Origin of the sequence: Terrimonas sp. (genome assembly GCF_003075435.1) — a bacterium.
GTDB lineage: Bacteria > Bacteroidota > Bacteroidia > Chitinophagales > Chitinophagaceae > Agriterribacter.
Window position 1 is genome coordinate 1 of sequence record NZ_QCZJ01000070.1, and the last position, 1,962, is coordinate 1,962.

Sequence of the window (1,962 nt, forward strand, 5' to 3'; positions counted from 1 at the left end):
TTTTCAATTGAAAAGAAAAAACCGTTATTTTTAGGGCTGTAACGTAGTTCTTTGAGTTGATGCCTGGGCGTTGGGGAAGTTTTTGTAAAAGCATCAAAATGGGGATGGTAATTATTATCCGTTCGGATTAACCATGGCAGGGATATCATCCAAGGCTTTAAACAATGCACCAACAAATCGCTATAAATACAACGGTAAAGAGGAACAAAGACAAGAGTTCTCCGATGGCAGTGGGTTAGAATGGTTGGATTATGGTGCAAGGATGTATGATGCGCAGATAGGAAGATGGCATGCTATTGATCCATTGGCGGACGTTAGTAGACGTTGGAGCCCGTATAATTATGCTTATAATAATCCGATAAGATTTATAGATCCGGACGGAATGTTACCTGGAGATTTTTATGATGAGAAAGGAAACAAAATTGGAACAGATGGGATAGACGATAAGAAAAAATATGTTGTAACTAATAAAAGTGACGTAGAACAAATTGAAAAAGCAAATAAGTCTGGTGGAACAACTCAAGTAAGTAGTGTTGCCTCGGCTGAACAGCTTCCTGGCGATGTTGCACTAACAGAATCACTGGACGTGTTAAAACGAACAGAAGGAAAAACTGCTACAGATAGGAATGGCGGATTACACGGTGAATCATCTCTCGTGATGAAGGATGGTGTACTAAAGGATGGAAAAGTCTGGAAAAATGCTCCAGGAGCGCCTGCTTTCGTTAATTCTAATAATGAACTACAAGCAAATGAAAATCTGGCACCACCTTTAGGAAAAACACCAGCAGATGTTGAAGTTACCATACATTCTCATGTAACTGGTACAATTGTTCAAAACGGACAGATTTATAGTCATGATGCAACACAACCTTCAAATACAGACCTGGGTACTTTCAAACAATATCAAACAAATATCATAGTTGGCCCTTTAGGCCAAGCCACGGCAACTCAAAACTCCACTGGAGGAGTGACTGTCAATCGACCTTCCACAGGAATAGCTGTTTATAAGGGAGCTTCTACAACTCCTTCAATTATTTTAACTAAAAGAGCTGTTGAACGAATACTTAGAAACTAATGAAAATATTAATAACTTATTTGGTGACGTTGACAATATTTACTTTGTCCTGTTTTGGGCAGAAAAGTATTAATCTAATTATGTCGATCGATAATCAAATTGCTGTGGGGTCTTTATCGAATATTGAAATAACTTTAATCAATCACGATGATATAAAGGAAAGCATTGAAGTAAGCTATTATCCGGGAAATTTGTCAATCTCTGACTCAGGCTATAAAAAGCTTTTATCTGCTGATATTAAATACATGCTTTTAACTTTTAATTATTTTGAGAATTGTAAAAGTGGGCAGAAAAAATATAACTATGAAATTGAGGTAAAAAAAAGCTGGCTTGAAAATCATTTTACTGTACTTAATATTTACAACACAAATAAACGGCAGTATAAAAATGTTTACATGCCGCTTCCTTCCAAAAATTACACTTATGAAGTTATTTATCCTGGTGGTTCTGTAAGGAGAGTTACGAAAAAAATGTTATCAAATGATTGCAATTAAGTATTTGCTGGCGCATATCTGTAGCACTGGCGTTGTGCGATTGTTGACCTGCTACCTTCCACCAATATTAAAATAATAAGCCCGGGTTTTGTTTTTACGAAGCGAGTGCTTTTTTAGCTTTAGTATTTTGTATGATGTTGTCAATAACGAAGTAGAGTTTATCCTTTACATCACTATCGAGCTTTTCAATATCCTGCAGGCGCTTAATGTTTTTCTTATCAAAGCTGGCGTTAATGCCTTCACCAACCAGGTAATCCATAGATACTTCAAAAGCATCCGCGATTTTCTTTGCCGCGTCAATAGAAGGCACGGCTTCGCCGCGTTCATACTTACCGATCATCTCCCTTGATACGCCGCTATGGGTAGCCAGTTCCGTCTGGCTCCAGTCTTTTG

The 1,962-nt window shown here is 37.6% G+C and carries 2 protein-coding genes and 1 pseudogene; 2 read left to right on the forward strand and 1 reads right to left on the reverse strand.

From position 1 onward, the window contains the following. Positions 1–124: 124 nt before the first annotated feature. Together DC498_RS25860 and DC498_RS25865 are read left to right on the forward strand one after the other, a co-directional pair. A pseudogene (locus DC498_RS25860) lies at positions 125–1,075 on the forward strand (RHS repeat-associated core domain-containing protein); the annotation flags it as partial. Between the two features lie 80 nt (positions 1,076–1,155). Continuing rightward, positions 1,156–1,569, forward strand: a complete 414-nt coding sequence (locus DC498_RS25865; protein ID WP_133176989.1) for a hypothetical protein — start codon at positions 1,156–1,158, stop codon at positions 1,567–1,569. A gap of 94 nt (positions 1,570–1,663) precedes the next feature. On the opposite strand, the gene DC498_RS25870 is transcribed toward DC498_RS25865, so the two are convergent. Further along, positions 1,664–1,962: helix-turn-helix domain-containing protein (locus DC498_RS25870; RefSeq protein WP_206197750.1), on the reverse strand; the 299-nt coding region annotated here is incomplete at its 5' end.

What these genes read in the sequence shown, in the direction of transcription:
- DC498_RS25865 (WP_133176989.1), top strand. Translation starts at nt 1,156, where the DNA reads ATGTCGATCGATAATCAAATTGCTGTGGGGTCTTTATCGAATATTGAA.